Annotated in this window: 16 protein-coding genes; 8 read left to right on the top strand and 8 right to left on the bottom strand. The window is 42.5% G+C overall.

Annotated features, from left to right (window positions below; all coding sequences use genetic code 11):
* Positions 1-23: 23 nt before the first annotated feature.
* The 4 genes from FRX45_RS19875 (at position 24) to FRX45_RS19890 (ending at position 5025) form a co-directional block, all read left to right on the top strand.
* Positions 24-1478: a glycoside hydrolase family 32 protein gene (locus tag FRX45_RS19875; protein WP_152270233.1), complete on the top strand. Its 1455-nt coding sequence runs from the start codon at positions 24-26 to the stop codon at positions 1476-1478.
* A 34-nt stretch (positions 1479-1512) separates the two neighbouring features.
* A complete protein-coding gene (locus tag FRX45_RS19880) occupies positions 1513-2952 on the top strand; it encodes an alpha-L-fucosidase (protein ID WP_226805476.1) in 1440 nt (479 codons plus the stop codon).
* Positions 2953-3100: 148 nt separating this feature from the next.
* Positions 3101-3796, top strand: a complete 696-nt coding sequence (locus tag FRX45_RS19885) for a DUF1345 domain-containing protein (protein ID WP_152270234.1) — start codon at positions 3101-3103, stop codon at positions 3794-3796.
* Positions 3797-3951: 155 nt separating this feature from the next.
* Positions 3952-5025, top strand: a complete 1074-nt coding sequence (locus FRX45_RS19890; RefSeq protein ID WP_152270235.1) for a fatty acid desaturase family protein — start codon at positions 3952-3954, stop codon at positions 5023-5025.
* A gap of 37 nt (positions 5026-5062) precedes the next feature.
* Here FRX45_RS19890 and FRX45_RS19895 read toward each other — a convergent pair whose 3' ends face one another.
* On the bottom strand, positions 5063-5494 hold the full coding sequence (locus tag FRX45_RS19895; protein WP_152270236.1) for an META domain-containing protein: 432 nt from the start codon (positions 5492-5494) through the stop codon (positions 5063-5065).
* 259 nt (positions 5495-5753) lie between these two features.
* Between FRX45_RS19895 and FRX45_RS19900 the strand changes: the two genes are divergently transcribed.
* Both FRX45_RS19900 and lhgO read left to right on the top strand, forming a co-directional pair.
* On the top strand, positions 5754-8048 hold the full coding sequence (locus FRX45_RS19900; protein ID WP_152270237.1) for a glycosyl hydrolase family 95 catalytic domain-containing protein: 2295 nt from the start codon (positions 5754-5756) through the stop codon (positions 8046-8048).
* Between the two features lie 419 nt (positions 8049-8467).
* On the top strand, positions 8468-9688 hold the full coding sequence (gene lhgO / locus FRX45_RS19905) for an L-2-hydroxyglutarate oxidase (protein ID WP_152270238.1): 1221 nt from the start codon (positions 8468-8470) through the stop codon (positions 9686-9688).
* A gap of 35 nt (positions 9689-9723) precedes the next feature.
* On the opposite strand, the gene FRX45_RS19910 is transcribed toward lhgO, so the two are convergent.
* From FRX45_RS19910 to FRX45_RS19920, 3 genes are all read right to left on the bottom strand, one after another.
* Complete coding sequence (locus FRX45_RS19910) at positions 9724-10821, bottom strand: acyltransferase family protein (protein ID WP_152270239.1); 1098 nt, start codon at positions 10819-10821, stop codon at positions 9724-9726.
* Between the two features lie 317 nt (positions 10822-11138).
* The gene (locus tag FRX45_RS19915; protein ID WP_152270240.1) at positions 11139-12008 is read right to left on the bottom strand and encodes a DUF6089 family protein; all 870 of its coding nucleotides are present in this window, start codon (positions 12006-12008) and stop codon (positions 11139-11141) included.
* 153 nt (positions 12009-12161) lie between these two features.
* Positions 12162-13067 carry a nucleotidyltransferase family protein gene (locus tag FRX45_RS19920; RefSeq protein WP_152270241.1) on the bottom strand — a complete coding sequence of 302 codons (906 nt, stop codon included), beginning with the start codon at positions 13065-13067 and terminating at the stop codon, positions 12162-12164.
* Positions 13068-13391: 324 nt separating this feature from the next.
* Between FRX45_RS19920 and FRX45_RS19925 the strand changes: the two genes are divergently transcribed.
* A complete protein-coding gene (locus tag FRX45_RS19925) occupies positions 13392-14291 on the top strand; it encodes an SMP-30/gluconolactonase/LRE family protein (RefSeq protein WP_152270242.1) in 900 nt (299 codons plus the stop codon).
* Positions 14292-14307: 16 nt separating this feature from the next.
* On the opposite strand, the gene ruvX is transcribed toward FRX45_RS19925, so the two are convergent.
* From ruvX to FRX45_RS19945, 4 genes are all read right to left on the bottom strand, one after another.
* Positions 14308-14721, bottom strand: coding sequence for a Holliday junction resolvase RuvX (gene ruvX, locus FRX45_RS19930; protein WP_152270243.1), 414 nt, complete (start codon positions 14719-14721; stop codon positions 14308-14310).
* Positions 14722-14830: 109 nt separating this feature from the next.
* Positions 14831-16009 (bottom strand): CPBP family intramembrane glutamic endopeptidase, encoded by a 1179-nt coding sequence (locus tag FRX45_RS19935; protein WP_152270244.1) that lies wholly within the window; start codon positions 16007-16009, stop codon positions 14831-14833.
* A gap of 136 nt (positions 16010-16145) precedes the next feature.
* Positions 16146-17078 carry a UbiA-like polyprenyltransferase gene (locus tag FRX45_RS19940; RefSeq protein ID WP_152270245.1) on the bottom strand — a complete coding sequence of 311 codons (933 nt, stop codon included), beginning with the start codon at positions 17076-17078 and terminating at the stop codon, positions 16146-16148.
* A 69-nt stretch (positions 17079-17147) separates the two neighbouring features.
* Positions 17148-17714, bottom strand: coding sequence for an RNA methyltransferase (locus FRX45_RS19945; protein ID WP_226805477.1), 567 nt, complete (start codon positions 17712-17714; stop codon positions 17148-17150).
* A 363-nt stretch (positions 17715-18077) separates the two neighbouring features.
* Here FRX45_RS19945 and mutS point away from each other — a divergent pair, with 363 nt between their 5' ends.
* Complete coding sequence (gene mutS / locus FRX45_RS19950; RefSeq protein ID WP_152270246.1) at positions 18078-20684, top strand: DNA mismatch repair protein MutS; 2607 nt, start codon at positions 18078-18080, stop codon at positions 20682-20684.
* Positions 20685-20747: the final 63 nt, after the last annotated feature.

Raw genomic sequence — 20747 nt, forward strand, 5'->3', positions numbered from 1 at the left:
TCTTAACATACCAGAGGAAATTTATGCGTCACTCATTCCTGTTTCTTTTTGCCGTTGCTGCAACATTGTCGGGTATTCCTGGCTTTGCTCAAAAAAATGTGTCTTATTATAATGAACCTTACCGGCCGCAATTTCATTTCACGGCAGAAAAAAACTGGCTGAACGATCCGAACGGACTGGTATATTATAAAGGCGAATACCATCTTTTTTACCAGCACAACCCTTATGGCAAAGGCTGGGGCAATATGCACTGGGGGCATGCCGTAAGCAATGACCTGCTGCACTGGAAACACCGGCCATTGGCCATTTACCCGTTAGAAGGCACACCCGATCATTATAAATGCCCCGCGTTTTCGGGAAGCGCAGTGGTAGACCGGAATAATACTTCGGGATTACAAAAAGGCAATGAAAAAACGATTGTAGCTATATATACAGCGATGCATTGCGGCCAGCGGGTCGTGTACAGTAACGATGCAGGCAAAACCTGGCAACCCTACCCCACCCCCGTGATACCGGTTATGAAAAACGGAACGATGGATGAACGCGATCCCAAAGTTTTCTGGCATGAGCCGGCAAAAAAATGGGTTATGGTTTTGTATATCGGCCCCGATAAAGATCAGCAGGAAAGAGGAATCGCCATATACAATTCTGCCAACCTGCTGCAATGGGAACAGAAAAGTTTTATCAAAGGAATGTATGAATGCCCCGACCTTTTTGAACTGGCCGTTGATGATAATCCTGCAGAAAAAAAATGGGTACTGCATGGGGCAGACGGCGGTTATTTTATTGGCAGCTTTGATGGCAGCACTTTTATACCCGAAACGGAAAAGATAAAGATGGATCTGGGCAATAATTTTTACGCCGCTCAATCCTATAGTGATATTCCCGCTGCAGATGGCAGGAGGATACAAATCGGATGGATGAACGGCGGCATTTATCCTGACGCTCCGTTTAACCAGCAGATGGCTTTTCCCTGTGTGCTTACTTTAAAAAGATTTCCGGAAGGTTTACGGGTATGCAGGAACCCTGTGACGGAAATAAAAAACATTTACGGGGAAAAATTCGTCATCACAAACAAGATGGTGCAACCCGGCTCCAATATATTATCTGCAGTAAAAGGAGATGCATTGGATATACATGCAGTAATAGAACCTGGCACGGCCGGATCATTTGGTTTTGTAATCCGTAAAGGCAGTTATGAAACAAGCGGTACCCCTGTGCGTTATGATGCCAGAAATAAAAAATTAAGCGTCCTGGGAAAGACCGTTGACCTTGAACCCGTGAATGGAAAAATTGAATTACGCATACTGGCAGACAGGGCTTCCTTAGAAGTGTTTGCCAATGGCGGCAAAATATCGTTATCCGGTTGCTTTATTCCTGTATACACTTTTAATGACCTGGAATTTTTCTGTGAAGGCGGAAATGTGAAAGTGGAAAGTATGGAAATATATAAACTAAAATCTGCCTGGCAGAAATAATGGTCATCATCAATATTTACCTGAATACGCAAACATGAAAAAGATTTTTTTAATTGCCTTGATGTGTGCCCTTTTTGGTATGTCCTGTAATACAGCGCCAAAGCAGGAAAAAGCTCCGGAAGCCATTGGACCGGTTCCTACCGTGCAACAGCTTGCATGGCACGATCTTGAATTTTACTGGTTCATTCATTTCGGTCCCAATACTTTCACCGATAAAGAATGGGGCCATGGAGATGAGCCTGCAGATGCATTTAATCCCACAGGGCTGGATTGCAATCAATGGGCAGGCATTGCCAAACAATCCGGCGCCAAAGGCATTATCCTTACAGCCAAACATCATGATGGATTTTGTTTATGGCCGAGTAAATATTCAAAACATACCGTGCGGGAAAGCAAATGGGAGAACGGGAAAGGTGATGTGGTAAAAGCTTTATCTGAGGCCTGCAAGGCCAATGGGTTGTTATTTGGAATATACCTTTCGCCATGGGATCGCAACCATCCGCAATATGGCACACCTGAATACAATGACGTATATGTAAACACCATGACGGAAGTAACAACCCAGTACGGTCAATTGTTTGAGTTTTGGTGGGATGGCGCCAATGGCGAAGGCCCCAACGGCAAAAAACAGGTATATGATTTTAGCCGGTTTGAAAAAGAAATAAAAAAACTGGCGCCTGATGCGGTGGTGTTCAGTGATATTGGCCCCGACATCCGGTGGGTGGGTAATGAAAGAGGCATTGCCGGTGAAACCAACTGGAACTTGTTGGATACAGCCGGATTTACAAGAGGCGCCGGGGCTCCGCCGCAGGACACCCTAAACCAGGGCAATGTGAATGGCAAAAACTGGATCCCCGCAGAATGTGATGTGAGCATCCGGCCGGGATGGTTTTATCATGCTGAAGAAGATGACAAAGTAAAAACGCCTGAACAACTGTTTGATCTTTATCTTAAATCCGTTGGACGGGGCTCATCCTTTTTATTAAATGTTCCGCCCGACAGAAGAGGGCTGATACACGCCAACGATTCTGCGGCTTTGGCAGGATTTAAAAAATACCGCGATGAAAGCTTTGCCAACAATCTTTTCAAAAATATAAGCGTCCGCTATACAAATGCCGCCGGCGAGCCGGTTACAACAAATTTCGACAATGGCTTCAATGCAACTTATATTAATACCGGGGGCGATAAAAACATTATTACAATTGATCCCGGTAAAGAGGAAACCATTAATTGTATTTTGCTGAAAGAATACATCGCTTTGGGACAAAGTATAAAACAATTCAAATGCCTCCTGAAGAAAGGAGATGAGACCGTTAAAACCATTGATGGCACCACAATCGGGCACAAACGATTGCTTACTTTTGATGCTACTGCCGTTACCTCTGTTGATATTGTAATAGAAGGTACCAAAGGGAATGCTTTAATAAGTGATATTGCCGCTTACAGGATACCGGACCAGTTGGTGGAGAAGTGAGAGGTGAAAATTGAGAAGTGAAAGATACAGTTGCAGGTTACAGGGCCCATGTTACAATGAAATAACCCTGCAACCTGTAGCTTGAGACCTGAAACCCCTATAGCTAACCCGGCAGTAGTATTAAACATCATTGTTTAAAAACAGTACCATGAGCAGTACCGCGGATAAAGAAAACCTCCTGTGGCTTAACCGGCTGCATGTTGTTTATAAAATAATGATCTGCGCCGGTATAGCAACGGGCTTGTCGTGGCTGACCTCTTTTCCGCATACACATTTGTCCGGCTTATCGCATATTATGCTGGGATGGGATGGTTTTTGCTTTTTGCTGCTGTTATTTTACTGGCATTCCTTTTTCACTACACCTCAATTGCATATACGCAAACAGGCCGCCAAGGAGGATCCAAGCCGTGCTATTATTTTTTCCATTATTCTCATTTCAACTTTCGCGAGTATGCTGGCGGTTATATTATTGCTTACTGCCAAAAAGCAAAGCCCTGCCGTTAAAGAACTACATTTACCTATTGCTATAGCGGCAATGATTTTATCATGGATGCTGGTACATACGGTTTTTGCCGTACGGTACGCCCATTTGTATTACGGCAATCATGCATCGCATCCGCAAACGCATGCCGGCGGCCTGGATTTTCCGGAAGATGATCAACCCGATTTTCTTGACTTTGCCTATTTTTCCTTTGTACTGGGTATGACTTTCCAGGTATCGGATGTTTCGGTAACATCCAAAAAAATAAGACGATGGGCCTTGTGGCATGGCCTGATCGCGTTTGCCTATAACACTGTTATAGTTGCGCTTACGATAAATATTATAGCAGGATTGGGGGAATGAGCATCACTTGTTTGCGGTTCAATCGTCCTATTCGCTTTAACCCCTTCGCTTCCTGGTGGTTAACATTGTGACAAGATTGGCAAGATCACTGCTTGTTCCTGTATACATTTAGCTTATCTTCATACAATTCGCGTTAAATAAACACAATTCAATTAATGTCCAAAGTATTATTCAACAACAAAAATGCCATCTTCTTTTCGTCGCTTAAAGCATCAGTGGATGATTATTTTAAACAAAGAAATTTAAGAAAAACAGGTAACTGGTTACTGTATACTAAAACACTTACCCTTATACCTGCAGCCGTTGCTATATATATCGCTCTTCTTTTTGTTTCCATGCCGGTAGTGCTGACCATTGTTATGGGAGGAGCATTAGGCTTTTTAATGGCCTGTATAGGATTTAATGTAATGCACGATGCCAATCATGGAAGCTATTCCAGCAAAAAATGGGTGAACAATACCCTGGGGCTTTCCATAAATGCACTTGGCGGTAATAATTTCATATGGAAGCAAAAGCATAATATTATCCACCATACTTATACCAATGTGGATGGAGTTGATGATGATATTGCCAAAAGCCCTTTTATACGCATGTGCAGAACGCAGGTATGGAAGCCTATGCACAAAATCCAGCATCTCTACACGCCGTTCTTATACGCAGTAAGCTCATTGTTATGGATCCTTTTCCAGGATTTTGAAAAATATTTCAAACGGAGGGTAAACACAACCGTATTAAGCAAAATGTCGGGTAACGATCATTTTGTTTTTTGGTTCAGTAAAGCCATGTATGTATTATTTTATATTGTTTTACCTGTTCTTTTGATGGGCTGGCAGGGCTGGCTGGTATTTTTCTTAAGCATGCATATTGGTCTTGGTTTTGTGCTGGCTATTGTATTCCAGTTGGCGCATGTGGTAGAAGAAACAGAATTTGAAGCGGCAGGTGTTGATGAGACCAAAATGATAGAAAATGAATGGGCGGTACACCAGGTAAAAACCACGGCAAATTTTTCACCCGGCAATAAAATCATTTCCTGGTTTGCCGGTGGATTGAATTACCAGATAGAGCATCACCTGTTTCCCCGCATCAGCCATGTGCATTACCCGGCCTTAAGTAAAATTGTTGAGGCGCAATGCAGGGCTTTCGATTTACCGTATAATAGTATTCCAACCATGGGGCAGGCCGTATATTCTCATTTTCGCTTTATTAAAGAACTGGGGCAAAAAAAATAGCGCTGCATTCAGCATTGTAATACGCATCAGAAAATCATTACTGTTCTTTTACGAAACGCAACATAGGGGTATCATCCATCATAAAAGTGAGGGTGCCGTCCTGCACCGAATACTGATTAATTTTTCTCAGTGTATTCAGGAATACCCGTTCTCCTTCGCCAGGGCATGCCATTCTGGTCATGATCATATCATCAGAAAAAAAGATTTTCCGGTCATCAGCCTGTAACTTCCCTCTGTAAGAATTGCAACTGGTGTTTCCACTAAAACTACTGTCTGTTGTATTAAAAGTTATTACCGGTCTTTTATCGGGATACAATCCTCCAAAAGCAATCCGCGGTCCCGATATATATTCCAGTTGCCATGTGCCATTAAGTTCACTTTGCCCGGTTTTACCGTTGCTTACGTTTGTACTTTTACAAGCAGCTAAAAAAACAAAAGCCGCAATAGCAATTACAATAGTCTGTTTCATAACATTATTATTTATTGTGCAATAATTGATTAGTATGGTGTGTAATTTCTGCCTGTTTGCCATTTGTACTGATAAGCCCTGTAAATATACTTCCCTAACACCTGAATATTAATCTTCAAATCAAATGCCATTTACTATAACATTGATATTTCTCAGGTGCCCTTTACTGGTAGTTTCACCCTTCATAAAAGAAATTACCATTAAGCTTAAGTAATTAAACAATCCGTTGTCCGAGTAAATAAAATCCTTAATTTCCGGGATGAATAAAATAGTTTCCTGCACCTTGACCTTACTGTTGCCGCTGTTTCTTTTAGCGCAGCCTGCCCGGCAACACGATCTTTATTTCAAACAGCTTGCTACCGTTTGGGACGAAGCCATTCCCCTGGGCAACGGTACAGTTGGCGCTTTAATATGGCAAAAAGGCGATCATTTGCGTTTTTCATTAGACAGGTCGGACATATGGGACATGCGCCCGCTGAAAGGATTGCACCGGAAAGAATTCAGTTACCAATGGATAGAAGAGCAGATAAATAAAAAAGATTACAAGCCGGTTCAGGAGTATTTTGATGCTCCTTACGACAGGGAGCCGGCTCCTTCCAAAATACCGGCTGGCGCACTGGAGTTCAAAATACCGGCCGATACAAAAGTAAAATCCGTACGGCTGATGCTGGCAAACGCATTATGCGAAGTGCAATGGGAAAATGGCATGATATTGAAAACGTTTGTGCATGCTACAGAACCTGTTGGATGGTTCAGGTTTGAAAACTTTTCGGAAGATTTTATACCCCGGCTTATCGCGCCACCTTACCAGTCTGATATAAAAGAAGGCGGGGAAGTAAATTCTTTAGTGGGTGATGACCTTGCAAGATTAGGATACAAACAGGGCAAAATACAACAACAGGGTAACAGCATTACTTACAGGCAGGAAGGATGGGGTGGCTTTACTTATGAAATAACAGTACAATGGAAAAAAATAAATGCTGCAACTATTGAAGGCGTATGGAGCGTATCATCACAATATCCCAACAAAAAAATAAACCCTGCAGCATCGGTTGTGGTTAACAACAGTATACATAAAGGGTTTAAACAAAATTATACAGCCCATCTTACCTGGTGGAAAAGCTTTTGGAGCAAGTCTGCCATTCATGTGCCCGACACCCTGCTGGAAAAGCAATGGTACCTTGAACAATATAAATTCGGATCTGCCGCAAGACGGGGGGCGCCACCCATTTCTTTACAGGCGGTGTGGACGGCAGATAACGGACGAATACCCCCATGGAAAGGAGATTTCCACCACGACCTCAATACACAATTGAGTTACTGGCCGGCCTACAGCAGCAATCACCTGGAGGAAGCATTGGGCTATATAGATCATCTTGATGAAAACAAGCCTAACTATAAGCGCTACACGAAATTGTTTTTCGGTAAGGAGGGATTAGCAGTGCCGGGCGTAACCACCTTAGATGGAACAGAGATGGGCGGCTGGACACAGTATTCGCTTTCACCAACCGTATCTTCCTGGCTGGCACATCACTACTACCTGCAATGGAAGTACAGCATGGATAAATCATTTCTTAAGAACAGCGCTTATCCCTGGCTGAAAGAAACCTGTACATTCCTCGAAAGCATAACGGTTAAGGATGAAAAAGGATTAAGAAAACTGCCGCTCAGTTCCAGCCCGGAAATAAACGATAACCGCATAGATGCCTGGTTTCATCAAAACACCAATTACGACCTTGCTTTAATGAAATTTAGTTTTACAGCAGCAGCGGAAATGGCCCGTGCTTTGGGATTAACAAAGGAAGCGACCCGCTGGGAAAAAATACTTTCCGAATTCGGAGACTATTCCATTACCGCCAATGACGAACTGATGTTTGCTCCTACCCTGCCCTACAATCAGTCGCACCGGCATTTTTCGCATCTTATGGCCATTCACCCTCTAAGCCTCATTAAATGGGAGGACGGCGAAAAAGCACAATCCATTATTAAAAATACGATAGCGCTTCTTGAAAAGATCGGACCGGATTACTGGTGCGGGTATTCGTACTCCTGGCTGGGTAATATTATGGCAAGAGCCAAAGACGGTGAAGGCGCTGTAAAAACGCTACAAATTTTCGCTAAAGCATTTTGTCTTCCCAACAGTTTTCATGTTAATGGAGATCAGACAAAATCCGGTTATTCCAAATTTACCTATCGCCCGTTTACGCTGGAAGGAAACTTTGCTTTTGCCGCAGGCCTGCAGGAAATGCTATTGCAAAGCTATGCGGGCTTTATAGAAATAATGCCTGCTGTTCCGCAGGCCTGGAAAGACATTTCGTTTAAGCAACTGAGAGCTGAGGGCGCATTTTTAGTAGATGCCCGGAAGGAAAACGGGAAGATAAGGGAAATAAAAATCGTTGCAGAAAAAGGAGGAAAAACCAGGCTGAAGCTCCCTTTCGAGCAATGGAAGATTGTATCTGCCAAAGGCATAACCACAGGCAAAGCGGTTAATGGATTTATTGAACTAACCTGCAAAGCAGGAGGGGTTATTATTTTAAAAAACGATTCGGAATAAATACAAAGCATCAAATAGCAAAAAACAAGAACCAAATAAAAACTCAAATACAAATCAGAAGCCGGAAATCCGAAGGAATACAGATTAAAAATAACAAGAACCAAATCACAAAAGACAAATAAAATTCAAACCTGTCCGCCGTGGCGGATATTAAATCCGAAATAAAAGCTGGAGTTGGAAAGAAAATGGAATCAGGTGAAAGGTGAAAAGAGAGAAGTGAAAATATATCTTTTGCATTCCTGCATGCGTTGCGCACTTTGCGTGAAACAATCCGAAGCCGGAAATCCGAAGTACGAAGCGGAATTCCAACCATAAACAACAAACGATAAACTACAAATCCTAAATATGTATATGTGTACTTTTTGTAACACCAAACTTCTCGGGTAACTTGCGCCCTGAAATTAAGGCACGACATAACTATGGATACATTATCATTTGACATTGTTGTTATTGGCGGCGGATGTGTAGGATTGGCTACAGCTTATAAGATCAACAGCAGGTATCCTCACCTGAAAATAGCGGTATTAGAAAAAGAGAACCGTGTTTCGGCGCATCAAACCGGCAGAAATTCGGGAGTAATCCATTCCGGCATTTACTATAAACCCGGATCCTATAAGGCAAAAAATTGTGTGGAAGGGCGAAGGGAACTGGTGGCTTTTGCAAAAGAATACGGCATACAGCACGATATCTGCGGTAAAGTAATCGTGGCAACACAGGAAGATGAGCTGGCGCACATGAATAAAGTATACCAGAACGGAATAGCTAACGGTGTGGAGGATATCCGGCTGATAACAGCGCAGGAAATAAAAGATATTGAACCTTACTGCGAAGGTATTGCCGGTATATGGGTGGGTTGTACAGGCATAATAGATTATGTGGGACTTACAGAAAAACTTGCTGAGTTACTGGAACAAAAATTTGAAGGGAGTAAGATTTTCCTGAATACGGAAGCCAAAGATTTTATTAAGGAAGGCGGAAAAACCATTATAAAAACCGACAGACAAAATTTTGAAGCAAAATATATTGTAGCCTGCGCCGGCCTTCAAAGCGATCGCATAGCCCAAAAAGAAGGAACCCGTTCTGATACCGCAATCGTTGGTTTTCGCGGCGATTATTACGACCTGAGCGAAACAGGAAGAAGCAAAGTAAAGAACCTCATCTACCCGGTACCCAACCCACAATTTCCATTCCTTGGCGTTCATTTTACAAGAATGGTGAACGGCGGAGTGGAATGCGGGCCAAATGCGGTATTTGTATTTAAGCGCGAAGGCTATAAAAAAACCGATTTTAGTTTTACGGATACCGCGGCTGCATTATCGTATGGTGGCACGTTGAAATTTTTTGCCAGGCACTGGCGCTTTGGATTAGATGAATACCGGGGTGCTTTTTCAAAAGCTTATTTCCTGAAACGGTTACAAAAACTTATACCCTCATTAACTTCAACGGATATTATACCCGGCCGTGCAGGCGTACGTGCCATGGCGCTTTCGCGGGAGGGTAAAATGATTGATGATTTTAAGATAGAGACAAGTCATAACGCCATCCACGTATTGAATGCCCCATCGCCGGCAGCTACGGCAGCACTGGCTATTGGTAATGCCATACAGGAAATAGCAACAAAACAATTCCATCTTTCATAAAACGGCTTTCAGCTATCAGCCATTAGCGATCCCAATCACAACTTAATAAATATCTTCTTCCGGTAAAGTATATAAGCGGGAACAAAGTTAACAGCAACAAAAAACAACGCGTATAACCAGCTTGCCAGTTCGGGTTGCATTCCCGCTTGTACCAGTTGGTTAACCACCAGCTCATTAAGGGGAAGCCCGCCAAATTCCAACCTGTAAAAAAACAAAGCCAGCACATCCGCAAGCACATATACCGCAATGGCGTTGGCACCAAATATAACGCCGGTGCGTACTCCTTTTTTATACCCCAGTATATCCACTGTAAAATACAATGCGCCCAGTAATAAAGCACCCAGACCTGAGGTTACCAGCACAAAAGAACTTGTCCAAAGGTTTTCATTTACCGGGAAAGTGAGTCCCCAGAAATAACCTGTAATAACAGCAATAAGCCCTGCCGTCATAAGATAGTTTACTTTTTCATTGGGGGTGAATTTGCTCATTATTAATCGCCCGGCAAGCATACCTGTAATACCGCTTACAATAGAGGGTATGGTACTAAGGATGCTTTCGGGATCCCAGGTACCCTGCCACATTTTTCCCGGCAGGTATTTACTGTCTACCCAGGCCACAATGTTCACTCCTGGTTCCAGCATTACTTTACCAACGCCGGGGGTAGGGATAAGCGTTAACGCCAGCCAGTAGGCCACGAGCAAAACTGCGGCTATCCATGCCTGTTGTTTCCAGTTGGTATTGAGAAAGAGGATAGCGCAAACCATAAATACAATGGCAATCCTGTGTAATGTTCCTGTCCAGCGAACTTCACTGAAATCAAAACCGGGCATCAGGTTCAGGAACATGCCAACGGCAAATATTTTAAAAGAGCGAAATATGATCTTTTTGTATAAGCTGCCTTTAGCCGTACCATCATTTAACCTTTTAGTATAGGCAAAAACGATAGAAACGCCGATGACAAAAAGAAAAACTGGCGCAATGGTATCGGTAAAGGAAAACCCATTCCATTTGCTGTGCCGCAACGTAAAAAACACATACTGTTCATTTCCGGGAAAATTTACCATGATCATTGCGGCAATGGTAAAGCCACGAAGGGCGTCAAGCGAAATAAGCCGGCTGGATTGTAGGGACATACAATAAAGTTGGACAACTATTTTATTATTCCGGGGCACACTTGCAGCTATATATCACATAGCAATCCCTTAATGCTTCAGTAACAAAAGAGCGGGTTTACCTGTAATGATACTGCCTGGTTAATATGAAAATGTGGAGAACGGAGCGGGATTTATTTTGGAATTACAGGATTTGAGAAGCATTAAACGGGAAAATGAAGAGATACGAATTGAAACGAAACCGGTAGTTCACAGCCAGTGGCTGAATTCTAACCGTTAGTCCCCTGGTATACCTTACATCTCATACTTACGCCTTATACCTCAAACCTTATACCGCATCAATATACATTCTTCGGGCAGGGTATTCCCTTTCCTCTATTGCCGCTGCTAAAATCGCGGTCATTAAACAGTTTGTAGGTAATTGTGATCCCCGAAAAATAATACCAGTCTTTGGTTTTCGGATTTCCCCTCACGGTTCCTGCCGCCGGATAAACAGGGCTGCCATTTTTCAATTCGCCACCACGGTATGCCATTTCCACAGCTTTAGGTCCCCTGGCTGCCAGTAAAATACTACGATCAGCATATTTGGTACTTACATCGTCTAAGTAATCGGTAAAGGTTTTATTGAATCTAAATTCCCAGCCTAAAGAAACATTGCGGGTAACAGCAAAGCGTATCCCGCCTCCAAAGGGAATAGAAATATTCTGGTAATTATATTTTTTCCTTCCGGGATATTCGGGTAATCCCTGTCCCTCCGTACCCAAATTATTTAAGCCTATTTTCTTACCCAATGAGTCATAGGTATAAGGCCCCATATTAAAAACCGAAACGCCTGCAAACAAATATGGTGTATATCTTTTCTCCATAATATCAAAAAATTCGTATACACCCGTAAGGCTGGCGTCATATATTTTAGAATAAAAGCTCAGGTTACGCTGGCGACGCTGCAAATTGCTGCTATAGCTGTCGGCACCCTGAATATTCCCGTAAGTAATAAGGCCTCTTAAAGAGATCTTATCGGTGAAGGCGTAACTTGCTCCTAATGCACCAGCAGGTTTCGCCTGGGAAAAAGTATAAGTATTTTCCTGTAATTCGCCCTGGTAATTGGCCAAGCCACCAAAAGCTTCTATGCTCACATTTTTTAATATACCCTGAGAATATACAGCAGTTGCGCTAAGCAATAATGCTAAAATAAATATTTGTTTCACCAGCATTCTTTTATAGGTACGGTATAATAACGCACAAGTTGGGTAAAAATTAAGTTACGCGTAAATAAAACAATAACAGACCTAAAATAATGCCATTTTATCTTTTCCTTCTTTTATGCATTGCAATATAAATCTTAATGTGCCGGGAAATTGTTAAACATTTTCCCACAAACTTTGAGGATACTCTCCATTGGCAACCAATGCGTTAATATTGCTTTCTACGTCGGGAGCGTCTTCTTTATATGTTACCCCAAACCATTCGGAATGGGTAGGAATGACTTTTAAAGCATTACCGGGTATTTTGATGAATGCTGCCCCAACATCCACTACATATATCTCGGCTTTGGGCTGGTTAAGGTTCTTTTGTAAAAATGTGTTAAACATTTCTTTGCATATGCTGAAAACATAGGGCGTAAAGCACCAGAAATTCATAGAAACTTTTGAGTCCGATGGAACTTCCGTCTTAGTACCCTCTTCCTCATATACAATTTTGGTGCCGTCACGGTATATTTTGGTACGTTCCGCAATTTCTACCAGATTTCCCGCAGCATCTACCTTACATACCCCCCTGCTAACGGAACCGTTATCCGAAAGGGTTTTAATTAATTCATATCCTATTAAGCCGAAAGTATGATCATTGGCTTCCTTCGTTAAAAACTGATATGCTTTTTCAAAAGCATCCCGCCCATAAAAATCATCCGCATTAATTACAATGAACGGTTCATGTACCGCAGTGGAGGCACATAAAACCGCGTGTGCCGTTCCCCATGGCTTCGTTCTATCTGCCGGTATATCGTAACCTTCTGCAAATGATTGCATGTCCTGGAATACATAATCAATAGCAATTTCCCCTTTTAGCTTGGGTTCAAAAATGGCTTTAAAATCATCGGCAAATTCTTTCCGGATAATAAATACCACTTTGCCAAATCCGGCACGGCAGGCATCATAAATAGAATAATCCATGATCGTTTCGCCGGAGGGACCAAAGCGCTGTATTTGCTTTAAGCTACCATACCGGGAGGCCATTCCCGCTGCCATAATTACCAATGTAGGTTTCATCCGTATATTTTTTGTTTTTTTAATGGTTGGATGCCTGCCTTGCCGGCAGACCGGGAACGCCGTTATACATCTTCCCTGTATATGAAATTTTGCACCGGCGTTTCATCCTGTTTACGCTCTTAAACTTGATTGATATACTTTTCCACTTCTCCTTTTATTCTTCAAACATGTGCGAAAATAAAGAATTAACACTAAACAGGGGTTAACCAATGACAGTTAATATATTTAGCTAATGTAACAACACATGTGTTTCTTCCTTATTTTTATCGCGATAGCAGTATCTGTAAACCCTTTATCACGCTGTATTTTTTATCCCTTTGTACCATGTATTATCCTTATTCAGAAAAAGCAACACTTGAAATAGATGCCAAAGCACAACTTGGTGAAGGCGCATTGTGGCATCCTACAGAAAACAAATTGTATTGGGTAAATATTGAAGGCAGAACGCTTCATGTATACGACCCTGTTACCAAAGAAAATCAATCTTTTTTTGTAAAAGAAAGAGTAGGTACTGTTGCTCCGGTAGAAAGCGGCGGCGCTTTGGTTGCCCTGCAAAACGGCATCCATTTCATAAATACCCAAACAGGCACGTTACAATTCATTGTCAACCCTATTACCAACAGCGATATCCGTTTTAACGATGGCAAATGTGATCCTTCGGGCAGATTTTGGGTGGGCAGCATGCACCTTCAGTTTACAGAAGGAGTAGCTTCGCTATACCGGATGAACAGGGATAAAACGGTGCAAAAGATGCTGGATGGGGTTACGGTCTCTAACGGTATTGCGTGGACGAAGGATAAAAAAACAATGTATTATGTTGACAGCCACCTGCGCAGAATAGATGCTTTTGACTATAATGATGCAGATGGAGCCATCACCAACAGAAGAGTAGCAGTAACTATACCGGAGGGCAGCGGTTCGCCCGATGGCATCGCGCTGGATACGGAGGGCAAAATCTGGGCAGCGCTCTGGGGCGCTAACGCAGTGGGCAGGTTTGATCCGCAGACAGGCAAACTATTGCAGAAAATTGATGTACCGGCGCCTAATGTTTCTTCCTGCGCTTTTGGAGGAAAGGACTTAGGCACATTGTATATTACTACCGCCCGCGGAGAATTATCCGAAGCGCAACTGGCAGCCTACCCGTTAAGCGGCGGATTGTTTTCCGTACACCCGGGGGTAAAAGGAGTGGCTGCGGAATTTTTTACAGGAACGATCAATGAATAAGGTCTATGACGCACTATCACTGGTTATGATGTAAATACTCCTGCAGGATGATAGTGGCTGCAATTTCATCAATTATAGCCTTATTGCGGCGTTGTTTTTTTTTCATCCCCATGTCTATCATAGCCTGCACAGCCATTTTAGAGGTATACCGCTCATCTGCTTTCTCAACAGGTATGCCGGGAAAAGCTTTTTTTATTTTTTCAATTACGTTTCGCACCGGTGCAGTGGCATGTGTATCTGAATCATCAAGATTTTTGGGTTCCCCTATAATTATTTTTTCAACCGCTTCTTTTTTGAAATATGCTTTTAAAAATTCAATAAGCTTTGGTGATTCAATAGTAGTTAAACCGGTGGCAATGATCTGCAAAGGATCGGTAACGGCAATGCCGGTTCGTTTTAACCCGTAGTCAATAGCGAGAATGCGTGGCATAAAGCAAAGATAGGTTGTATTATTTTTTTGAACACATAGGTTCTCTTTCTATTGTGCTCCTACTGTGGATATGTGTTTTTTGGGGGGAGTTGCAAGAACGTTGATTGTTTTATTTCGCCAGCTCAAGTCCGAATAGTAAGGGGGTGGCATTTACCAGGGCATGCAAAAGCGCCGCGTAAAAAACATTACCGGTTTTAAGGTACACATATCCATAAGCCCAGCCGCCGATGCTTGCCAGTCCAACGAAAATAATGGAACCCGCATGCGCATGCACCAATCCAAAAACAACACTGGTAATAGCAAGCGCCGTATAAACACCCATTTGGGCTTTACCTGTTCTTTCCATACCATAAGCTGCAGCACAAAGCAATACTGTAACCAGCGCAGGGAACCATTGCATATCACCGTTTAATGAGTACCCGGTAAGCAGTGCAAGCGCCGTCAGGATTGCAAGTCCCCACATCCAGTATATCTTCCATGAACCTGATTGTCCAATACGTTTAGCCAGCATATTTTGCAGCAACCCCCGAAAAACCAGTTCTTCGAAAAGCGCAGTATGTAAAAAAATGCTCAGTGTTCTTCTTATGATTTTCTCAACGGATAAAAAATTAATGCTGTGCCGGCCTGATAACGCAATAAAATGAAGAGCATACCCAATCACAAACGCAAAAGCATAAAAAGCAAGCCATACCCATAATGTAGTAAAAAGATATCTCCATTTAAAAAGAGGGTAAAAGCCCACATCGCGGATATGCCGCACCGTTACAAAGGCAAATACCGCCGACAGCATAACCGATATACGGTAAACGGAATCGAATCCGCTGCCATTAAAAGGCAGATTAGACGGCACGGCTTCAAAGAGTGTAACAGGAAAGAAATACAACACAAAAGTGATGAAATCAAGCCAGCCTGTTTTTTGAGCTTTATTTTTGTTTGCAGCAAATAGCAATACCGGGAAAAAAAGAAGACAAGGAACAAGAAAAACGGTTCCCTGCAAAGGATTTTCCCCATTAATTGTTATATAACTGAAATACAGCAGCACAAGCAACACAGGGAAAAGGAATATCAGCCGGATATCTCCTTTCATTTTTTCCCGCAGCCAGTCAGAAACTTCGGGTTTTCCTACAGAGCATAAAATAAAATATAGTATAGCAAAATAGGGAAGCGCTATTAAGATATCAGAAAGGGGATTATTATTCCATGTAAAGCAAACAAACAATAAACACAATAAGACTGTATAAATGCCGCTCCGGATTAACGACCTTTTGAATAATACCTGGGTTGTCATGTAAAAAAGGAGAGATTTAGGGATTGGCCGTCAAAGCGGACCATGGTATAAATATCGGTTATTTTATGAGTATTCAAAAAATGTTTACCCCATAGCCAGGAAGATTTAAAAATCGGGAAATAAACCGGCAGGCACGTTACCTTAAAAAAATATCCCCGATCACGAAAATAGCAAATACTACGCTGGCTATACCATTGGCAGTCATAAATGCCACATTAACTTTCCGCAGGTCATCCGGCTTAACAATGGAGTGCTGGTAAATAAGCATACCCGCAAAAACAGATACCCCTATCCAGTACCATATACCAAAACCACCGTATACGCCCGCTGCAATAACGAGCAAAGCAGATAAAGCATGCATAACTTCAGATATCCGTAACGCACTCTTCTTACCCAATGCCACAGGAATGGAATAAAGATTTTGCGACTTATCAAATTCCTCATCCTGCAGGGCATAAATGATATCAAAACCACTCACCCAAAAAAGAACGGTAAAAGAAAATAAAACCGGTAGCCAGTCAAATTGCCCCGTAACCGCCAGGTAAGCCCCAATAGGCGCCAGGCTTAATCCTAACCCCAGCACAATATGGCATAAAGGAGTAAAGCGTTTGGTATAACTATAACCCAATACTACAAACAGCGCCACAGGCGCTAAAAAGAAACAAAGCGTATTGATTAAAAAACAGCTAACCATAAACAGCACACACGACAATACCGTAAACAACAAAGCATGATTGGCCTTAATGATACCTGCAGGGATTTCTCTTATTGCCGTTCGCGGGTTCCTGGCATCAAAGCTCCTGTCTAAATACCGGTTAAAAGCCATGGCAGCACTGCGGGCAGTGATCATGCAAACCAGAACAAGAAACAGTTTGATTAATAACTGACCTGACGATATATAAATCAAATTGCCGGAAGTATGCAATCCGGGCAAAGGCGTTCTGCTGTTATCCCTGACAATGAAATCTGTTTGAAGCACCCCCAGGAAAAAGCCAATCATTGCAAAAGGCATTGCAAAAATGGTATGGGAGAATTTGATCAGCGAAAGGTAATTCTTCACTTTGGTCATGTTACAAAGTTATGAACAGTAAATGGAATTTACAGGTATGTATGTAAATGTGAGACTAAAAGCAAAAGCTTATAGCGGCATTTTTACAGCTCCGTTTATCAGCTTTACCAGTTCCCACAACACAATTCCTGCTGCTACGGATATATTTAAAGAATGTTTTGTACCCGCTTGCGGTATTTCGATACAGCCGTCACAAAGTTTCAATACTTCCGCATCTACCCCACCCACTTCGTTACCAAATATTACGGCAACTTTTTGCGTGGTATCGTTTCCTGCAAGTGTTGTCCAATTGAGTTTGTCTAATGCTATACTGCCTTCTGCCTGTTCTACCGCCCAAATCGCATATCCATTTCTTTTTAATGCGTATACTGCCTCCGTCGTAGAAGAATAGTACGACCAATGAACGGTTTCCGTTGCGCCCAATGCCGTTTTATGAATATCCCTGTGCGGCGGCCGGGGTGTATAGCCACAGAGACAAATGGATTCTATCAAAAAGGCATCAGCAGTACGAAAAACACTGCCCACATTGTGCATACTGCGCACATTATCCAGCACTGCCACTACAGGGCTTTTATCTGATTGTTTAAACTCTTCCACCGTTTTACGGTTCAGCTCATCCATGCTTAGTTTTCGCATGGCGCAAAGATAACGGGGATTGAAAAAATTTGAGATAGGAGATTTGGTTCAGGTTGCAGGTTGCAGGTTTCAGGAATATCCGTTTCAATTTGAGCTATCATTTATTAGTTGTGGTTTATTTTTGTACCGCGTTTCGAATTTGAAACTTTCAGCCATTACCTACACTGTTGTTCGCTTTTATTCAATAGTTGAAGTGGGAAGAACCTATGCCTGAGGTTGTCATTAAGCACCGCCCCTCTCCACGCGTGGAGAGGGACTGAGGGTGAGGGGTTCTTGTTTTTTGCTATTTGGTGCTTTGCATTCCCCGGAATTTCAACATTCGCTCTTTATTTGCCATGCAGTTCCTTATTTTTGCCCTCCTGTATGGCAAAAGCAAGTTCAGATACACCATTAATGCAGCAACACCGGGCTATCAAACAAAAATACCCCGATGCTATATTATTGTTTCGTGTAGGTGATTTTTATGAAACCTTTGGCGAAGATGCCATTATCACTTCCCGCGTACTGGGCATTACTTTAACTAAAAGAAACAACGGGGCCGCAACTTCATCCGAGCTCGCAGGTTTTCCGCACCATGCCTTAGATACTTATTTGCACAAATTAGTTAAAGCCGGTTACCGGGTAGCCATATGCGACCAGTTGGAAGACCCCAAACAGGCCAAAGGCATAGTGAAACGTGGCGTAACGGAAATGGTTACCCCCGGCATAGCCACCAACGATAAACTGCTGGAGCATAACAGCAATAATTTTTTAGCCGGCGTTTACTTCGGTGAAAATATAATTGGTACTTCTTTTCTTGATATTTCTACAGGTGAGTTTTTTGTGGCGGAAGGCAATGCAGAGTATGCTGATAAACTGTTGCAAAGTCTCAAACCGGCTGAAGTTGTTTTTCAACGGAGTTTTCAGAAACAGTTTAAAGAAACGTTTGGCGCAAAGTTTTACACCTATACACTAGAAAGTTGGTTATTCGACAAGTCGTATGCGGCAGAATGCTTACTGAAACATTTTGGAACGCATTCCCTTAAAGGTTTTGGTATTGAAGATATGCATGCCGGCATTGTGGCGGCAGGCGCCGTATTGCACTATCTTAAGGATACCGAACACCCCAACCTGCAGCATATTACTTCGGTGCAGCGCATTGATAAGGACGACCATTTGTGGATGGACCGTTTTACTATACGTAATCTTGAATTGCTGGGGAACAGTTCAGACAGCAGCCAGACCTTACAAAAAGTAATGGACAATACGGTTTCGCCTATGGGCGCCCGTTTGATGAAGCGATGGATTGTGCTGCCGCTCAAAGATATCAGCCGCATTAATGAAAGACTGAACCTGGTAGAATATTTTATTAAAGACACAGATTCCAGGAATATGGTGGCCCAGCATATTAAACAATGTGGCGATGTAGAACGCTTAGTGAGTAAAATTCCCATTAAGAAGATCAACCCCAGGGAAATTAAACAGATCGCCCGGGGGTTACAGCATATTGAGCAAATAAAAACCATTTGCATCAACAGCAGCAATGACTACCTGAAACGGTTAGCCGACGGGCTCAATCCATGTCATTATATTGCTGAAAAGATCAATAAAGAGATCATTGATAATCCTCCGGCTCAATCCAATAAAGGAAATATTATTAATAAAGCCGTACATGCGGAGTTAGACGAATTGCGCAGTATTGCTACCGGCGGAAAAGAATATTTGCTGGAACTACAGCAAAAAGAAACACAAGCCACAGGCATTTCCTCCCTTAAAGTGGGGTTTAATAATGTATTTGGCTATTACCTTGAAGTGACCAATGTTCACAAAAGCAAAGTGCCGGAAAACTGGATCCGCAAACAAACACTTACTAACGCCGAGCGCTATATTACACCTGAATTAAAACATTATGAAGAAAAGATTACCGGTGCGGAGGATAAGATATTCCAGATAGAGCTCGAACTCTATGATAAATTACTATTGGAACTGCAGGACTATATCGCCCCTATGCAGGTAAATGGCAATACGCTGGCGATATTGGATTGCCTGATCTGTTTTGCCAATAATGCCTTACAATACAACTACAAAAAACCCCAACTGCACGATGGCCGTTTGCTTGAGCTAAAAGAAAGCCGTCACCCTGTAATAGAACGCAACCTTCCTGCGGGTGAACAATACATTGCCAACGACATTGTGCTTGATCCTGAAGACCAGCAGATCATCATACTTACCGGTCCTAATATGAGTGGCAAGAGCGCCCTGCTGCGGCAAACCGCCCTTATTACATTAATGGCGCATACCGGAAGCTTTGTGCCCGCCGCCAGCGCACATATACCGGTAACCGATAAAATATTTACAAGAGTTGGCGCATCGGATAACCTGAGTGCGGGCGAATCTACCTTTATGGTGGAGATGAATGAAACGGCAAGCATCATCAATAATATTTCCCCGGCAAGTTTGATTTTACTTGATGAGATAGGACGGGGCACTTCTACCTATGATGGCATTTCCATTGCATGGAGCATTGCTGAATTTTTACACAATTCACCATTTGCACCCAAAACATTGTTTGCCACGCATTACCATGAACTGAATGAACTGGAAAATAAATTGTCCCGGGTAAAAAACTATCACATCACCAATAAAGAAGCAGGAAACAAGGTGATCTTCCTGCGAAAATTAGCGCCGGGTGGCAGTACACACAGTTTTGGTATTCATGTAGCCAAAATGGCGGGCATGCCTCCATCCTTAATTGACCGCGCCAACACCATTTTAAAACAGTTAGAGGATAAGCACGCCGATAATAACGGCAATGCGGTAACCCAGGCCGTAAAACAGCTATCCGCTCCTCAGTTGCAACTTTCTATTTTTGATATTCATACCGAAACTTTTCAGAACATCAGGCAAATATTAGAAACCCTCGACATTAACCGGCTTACCCCGGTGGAAGCACTGTTAAAATTGAATGAGATAAAGAATCTATTGAAATAACAGACAGGAATGTAAAGTTTATCATTCCCGGTCTGCAATTCACTCATCGAAAAAAATTGGAGC

It is taken from the genome of Agriterribacter humi (genome assembly GCF_009192765.1).
Classification (GTDB): Bacteria; Bacteroidota; Bacteroidia; order Chitinophagales; family Chitinophagaceae; genus Agriterribacter; species Agriterribacter humi.

Coding starts and splice junctions, on each gene's coding strand:
- FRX45_RS19890 (WP_152270235.1), top strand. CDS start 3,952: ATGTCCAAAGTATTATTCAACAACAAAAATGCCATCTTCTTTTCGTCG.
- FRX45_RS19895 (WP_152270236.1), bottom strand. CDS start 5,494: ATGAAACAGACTATTGTAATTGCTATTGCGGCTTTTGTTTTTTTAGCT.
- lhgO (WP_152270238.1), top strand. CDS start 8,468: ATGGATACATTATCATTTGACATTGTTGTTATTGGCGGCGGATGTGTA.
- FRX45_RS19920 (WP_152270241.1), bottom strand. CDS start 13,067: ATGAAACCTACATTGGTAATTATGGCAGCGGGAATGGCCTCCCGGTAT.
- FRX45_RS19900 (WP_152270237.1), top strand. CDS start 5,754: ATGAATAAAATAGTTTCCTGCACCTTGACCTTACTGTTGCCGCTGTTT.
- FRX45_RS19880 (WP_226805476.1), top strand. CDS start 1,513: ATGAAAAAGATTTTTTTAATTGCCTTGATGTGTGCCCTTTTTGGTATG.
- FRX45_RS19885 (WP_152270234.1), top strand. CDS start 3,101: ATGAGCAGTACCGCGGATAAAGAAAACCTCCTGTGGCTTAACCGGCTG.
- FRX45_RS19935 (WP_152270244.1), bottom strand. CDS start 16,009: ATGACAACCCAGGTATTATTCAAAAGGTCGTTAATCCGGAGCGGCATT.
- FRX45_RS19910 (WP_152270239.1), bottom strand. CDS start 10,821: ATGTCCCTACAATCCAGCCGGCTTATTTCGCTTGACGCCCTTCGTGGC.
- mutS (WP_152270246.1), top strand. CDS start 18,078: ATGGCAAAAGCAAGTTCAGATACACCATTAATGCAGCAACACCGGGCT.
- FRX45_RS19945 (WP_226805477.1), bottom strand. CDS start 17,714: ATGCGAAAACTAAGCATGGATGAGCTGAACCGTAAAACGGTGGAAGAG.
- FRX45_RS19940 (WP_152270245.1), bottom strand. CDS start 17,078: ATGACCAAAGTGAAGAATTACCTTTCGCTGATCAAATTCTCCCATACC.
- ruvX (WP_152270243.1), bottom strand. CDS start 14,721: ATGCCACGCATTCTCGCTATTGACTACGGGTTAAAACGAACCGGCATT.
- FRX45_RS19875 (WP_152270233.1), top strand. CDS start 24: ATGCGTCACTCATTCCTGTTTCTTTTTGCCGTTGCTGCAACATTGTCG.
- FRX45_RS19925 (WP_152270242.1), top strand. CDS start 13,392: ATGTATTATCCTTATTCAGAAAAAGCAACACTTGAAATAGATGCCAAA.